The sequence below is a fragment of the Accumulibacter sp. genome (assembly GCF_032229525.1).
Classification (GTDB): Bacteria; Pseudomonadota; Gammaproteobacteria; order Burkholderiales; family Rhodocyclaceae; genus Accumulibacter.
This window is the reverse complement of sequence record NZ_JAVTWB010000237.1, coordinates 1-4,523: the sequence shown is the minus strand read 5'-3', so window position 1 is coordinate 4,523 and position 4,523 is coordinate 1. Positions and strand designations below refer to the sequence as shown.

The 4,523-nt window shown below is 64.0% G+C and carries 4 protein-coding genes; all 4 read left to right on the top strand.

All coding sequences use genetic code 11. The annotated features are described in order from the left end of the window. Positions 1–258: 258 nt before the first annotated feature. The 4 genes from RUW20_RS18870 (at position 259) to RUW20_RS18855 (ending at position 4,483) form a co-directional block, all read left to right on the top strand. Positions 259–2,316: an NADPH-dependent 2,4-dienoyl-CoA reductase gene (locus RUW20_RS18870; protein ID WP_313953763.1), complete on the top strand. Its 2,058-nt coding sequence runs from the start codon at positions 259–261 to the stop codon at positions 2,314–2,316. 72 nt (positions 2,317–2,388) lie between these two features. After that, entirely contained in the window at positions 2,389–2,997 is a 609-nt protein-coding gene (locus tag RUW20_RS18865) for a TetR/AcrR family transcriptional regulator (RefSeq protein WP_313953762.1), read from the top strand. Between the two features lie 200 nt (positions 2,998–3,197). After that, positions 3,198–3,728: a GNAT family N-acetyltransferase gene (locus tag RUW20_RS18860; protein ID WP_313953761.1), complete on the top strand. Its 531-nt coding sequence runs from the start codon at positions 3,198–3,200 to the stop codon at positions 3,726–3,728. Between the two features lie 146 nt (positions 3,729–3,874). Then, positions 3,875–4,483 carry a LysE family translocator gene (locus RUW20_RS18855; RefSeq protein ID WP_313953760.1) on the top strand — a complete coding sequence of 203 codons (609 nt, stop codon included), beginning with the start codon at positions 3,875–3,877 and terminating at the stop codon, positions 4,481–4,483. Positions 4,484–4,523 lie beyond the last annotated feature (40 nt).

Sequence of the window (4,523 nt, the reverse complement as noted above, 5' to 3'; positions counted from 1 at the left end):
GGCTCATTTCGGAAAGCGGCAAATCAAGCACATCAAGCTGGCTGTAGCGGTCGTAGCGACCTGCACATGCCTATGCCAATGCGCGCTCTGCTGCGCCAGGGCAATTCCCGGTCGTCTTGATGCGTTTCCAGCCGAACGAAAAGAGCCACTGCACGAGCGCCACTTTTGCTCGTTGCTTGCAATCTTCCCTTGCTTCCGGAACAATGACCAAGCGCTTGCTTTCTTAAAGAACTCTTGCACTCTTTCGGAACCCACTTCATGAACCAGAGCACTGGCACTGTCGCGCCTCCCACACCGCCTCTCCCCTACCCGCAGCTGCTCGCCCCGCTCGACCTGGGCTTCACGACGCTCAGGAACCGCACGTTGATGGGGTCGATGCACACCGGGCTGGAGGAAGTAAAGAACGGCTTCGAGCGCATGGCCGCCTTCTACGCCGAGCGCGCCCGGGGCGGCGCCGGGCTGATCGTCACTGGCGGCTTTTCGCCCAACCTGGCCGGCCGGGTCTACCACTTCGGTTCGCAGCTCAGTTTTCCCTGGCAGGTGCGCAAGCACCGCCTGATCACCGCGGCGGTGCATGCCGCCGGCGGCAAGATCGCGCTGCAGATCCTGCATACCGGCCGCTATGGTTACCACCCGCTGATCGTCGCACCGTCGAAGCTGCGCGCGCCGATCAACCGCTTCACGCCGCGCGCGCTGACCCAGTGGGGCATCCGCAAGACGATCAGCGACTACGCACGCTGTGCGCAACTGGCACAGCAGGCCGGCTACGACGGCGTCGAGATCATGGGCTCAGAGGGTTACCTGATCAACCAGTTCGTCGCCCAGCAGACCAACCAGCGCAGCGACCAGTGGGGCGGCTCGTTCGAGAACCGCATCCGCTTCGCGGTCGACACGGTGCGCGCAACGCGTGAGAAGGTTGGCCCGAACTTCATCATCATTTTTCGCCTGTCGATGCTCGACCTGGTCGAGGGCGGCAGCAGCTGGGAGGAAGTGGTCGCACTCGCCAAGGCGATCGAGGCGGCGGGCGCGACGCTGATCAATACCGGCATCGGCTGGCACGAGGCGCGCATTCCGACCATCGCCACGATGGTGCCGCGCGCCGCTTTCGCCTGGGTCACCAAACGCCTGAAGGGTGCGGTGAATATTCCGCTGATCACCACCAACCGCATCAACACACCCGAAGTCGCCGAAGAAGTGCTGGCTTCAGGCAGCGCCGACATGGTCTCGATGGCCCGTCCTTTCCTCGCCGACGCCGACTTCGTCAGCAAGGCGGCTGCCAACAGGAGCGACGAGATCAACACCTGCATCGCCTGCAACCAGGCCTGTCTGGACCATATCTTCAACGGCAAGCTGAGCTCCTGCCTGGTCAATCCGCGGGCCTGCCACGAGACCGAGCTGACCATCGAAAAAGCGGTTGAGCGCAAGAAGATAGCAGTCGTCGGCGCCGGGCCGGCGGGCATGGCCTGCGCCACCACCGCCGCCGAGCGCGGCCACGCGGTGACCCTGTTCGATGCCGCCGACCAGATCGGCGGCCAGTTCAACATCGCCAAGCGGATTCCCGGCAAGGAGGACTTCGCCGAAACCCTGCGCTACTTCGGCCGCCGCATCGAAACCACCGGCGTGACGCTGAAGCTCAAGCAGCGCGTCGATACCGAGTCGCTCAAGGCCGGCGGCTTCGACCATGTCGTGCTGGCCACCGGCATCACCCCGCGCCAACCGGCCATCCCGGGCATCGACAGCGACAAGGTAGCGAACTACGTGGACATCGTCGAAGGCCGCAAAGTCGCCGGCAAGCGCGTGGCGATCATCGGCGCCGGCGGCATCGGCTTCGACATCGGCGAGTTCCTGACACACGCGCACGACGACAGGAGCGAGGCCGAACGTTTCAATGACGAATGGGGTATCGACCCGAGCTATGCCCATCGCGGAGGCCTCAAGCCGCCGGTAGACGAAACGGCACCACGCCAGGTCTTTCTGCTGCAGCGCAAGTCGTCCAAGGTCGGCGACGGCCTCGCCAAGACCACCGGCTGGATTCGCCGCACCCTGCTCAAGAAGCGCGGCGTACAGATGATCGGCGGGGTCAATTACGAGCGCATCGACGACGCCGGCCTGCACCTTACCGTCAATGGCGAAGCGCAGACGCTGCCGGTAGACACCATCGTCGTCTGCGCCGGCCAGGAATCCCGCCGCGAACTACTCGCACCACTACAGGCTGCCGGCATCCCGGTGACACTGATCGGTGGCGCCGACGTCGCCGCCGAACTCGACGCCAAACGCGCGATCGACCAGGGCACGCGTGTGGCGGCAGCGCTGTGATCACCATTTACCTACACCATCCACTGCCAGCCGCTGCGCGCTCTCGGCGCCGCTGTGCGCGGGCTTGAGCCGATGCCGCGACGAAAAGTAGAGAACGGGCTGGAACCCAACCGCCGCGCCGAATTGCTGCGCGCCGCCGCCAGACTGTTCGTCGAAAAAGGTTTCGACGCCACCACCACGCGCGACATCGCCGAGGCCGTCGGCATGCGCTCGGGCAGCCCCTTCTACCACTTCCGCAGCAAGCAGGAGCTATTGAAAGCGGCGATGGTCGAGGGCCTCGACGCCGGCTACGAACGCCTGCTGGCGGCGATCGACGGCATCGCCGATCCCGAGCAGCGGCTACGCGTGCTGGTAGGCACCCACCTCGGCACGCTGCTGGAGGGTGAGTGCCCGTCGCCGATGCTGCTCGGCGAAACCCGCGCCCTCGACGCTGCCGCCCGCGCCGAAATCGCCGCCGCCTTCGACCGCTATCAAGTGCCGTGGCAGGCGACGCTCGACGAACTGGCGCGAGCCGGCAAGATCGCTTCCGCCGCTGCCCCCGTGCGGCTGATGCTGTTCGGCATGCTCAACTGGTCCAAGCACTGGTATCGCCCGGACGGAAGACTTTCGGTAGACCAACTGGCCGACAGCGCCCTGGCGCTGCTGCTGGACAAGTCTCCTGCGCAAGGAAGTGCAAGGTGAAGCAGTCGAAGCCGGAAGGCCTTCAGGCGACCGGCAGCCAGGCCAACGCCGCCGCTGTTTCTCGCCCCGCCAGACACACCGCGCGACGCTGTTATCATCGCGCCAGCAAGTAACGCCACTAGCGCCAGCCGGAGCCGGGCCCGAGCCCGGCTCCTTCTTGACTCACCTCATGCGGCAACCCCGGGCAACGGAGAGCACGGATGAACGCAACGCATGACCTTGATCTTCAGCCAACGCTGATTGGAGAAACGATCTTGCTTCGTCCATTGCTGGCCGACGATTTCGAGCCACTATACGCAGCCGCTTCCGATCCCATGATCTGGGAGCAGCATCCCGAGCCCTTGCGCTATCAGCGAGCGGTCTTTGCAGGGTTCTTTGCCAGCGCCCTGGCGTCTGGTGGCGCGCTGGTGGTAATCGACAAGCCTTCGGACACGGTGATCGGTTCGTCCCGCTACTACGACTGGAATCCCGACGCGCAGGAGGTGACCATTGGCTATACCTTCCTGGCCAGGAGTCATTGGGGCGGCGCCACCAACCGGGAAATGAAGCAACTGATGCTCGACCATGCCTTTCTGCGAGCGAAAGCCGTCTGGTTCCACATTGGTAGCAGCAATTGGCGTTCGCGCAAGGCGATGGAGAATATCGGCGGCAAGCTTTCGCATGAAGCAGGTGTCGAAGCGAACGGCGTCATGCATGACTACGCTTTCTACACGATCGAGGCGCCACGGTGATTCGGCATCGCGAGCCATGTGCGGCGTATTGCCGGTGCTGCACGCGACCACTCGCCCACCAGCACGGCTGTACTCGCAAGCCGCGAGCTGAACGCCAACACCAGCCCTCATGGCCCTCGTCGCCATAACTCCACCAGGAGCAAACCATGATCACGCTTGACTTCCTGCTCACCTCGCTGATCGTCGTTCTCCTACCCGGTACCGGCGTCGTATTCACGGTCTCCACAGGCCTCATCCAGGGCACGAGAGCCAGCATCTTTGCCGCACTCGGCTGTACCGCCGGCATTCTTCCCCACCTGCTGGCGACGGTGCTCGGCCTGGCGGCACTCCTGCACACCAGCGCGGTCGCGTTTCAGGCGCTCAAGCTGGCCGGGGTTGCCTACCTGTTCTATCTCGCCTATGTCACCTGGCGAGACAAGGCGGCCTTCACTGTCGACCCGGCGCCATCGGCCAGCAGCGCAGCGAGCCTGGTCGCCAAAGCTTTTCTGTTGAACATCCTGAACCCCAAGCTCTCGATCTTCTTTCTGGCTTTCCTACCGCAGTTCGTTCAGCCGAACGCCGCCTCACCGCTACCAGACCTGCTCGCTCTGAGCACTGTCTTCATGGCCATGACCTTTGTCATCTTTGTCATTTATGGGCTGCTTGCCAATGCCTTCCGCAAGGCAGTCATTGACTCTCCGCCGGTTCAATCGTGGCTACGGCGCGGTTTCGCGGCGGCTTTCGCCGGTCTCGGTGCCAACCTCGCGTTACCGTGAAAGTCGCCTTCGCGACTCACGAATCTCCCTTCTCCCCCGC

Bases quoted from the DNA above. Each gene is read 5' to 3' on its own strand.
- RUW20_RS18860 (WP_313953761.1), top strand. From the start codon at position 3,198: ATGAACGCAACGCATGACCTTGATCTTCAGCCAACGCTGATTGGAGAA.
- RUW20_RS18865 (WP_313953762.1), top strand. From the start codon at position 2,389: ATGCCGCGACGAAAAGTAGAGAACGGGCTGGAACCCAACCGCCGCGCC.
- RUW20_RS18870 (WP_313953763.1), top strand. From the start codon at position 259: ATGAACCAGAGCACTGGCACTGTCGCGCCTCCCACACCGCCTCTCCCC.
- RUW20_RS18855 (WP_313953760.1), top strand. From the start codon at position 3,875: ATGATCACGCTTGACTTCCTGCTCACCTCGCTGATCGTCGTTCTCCTA.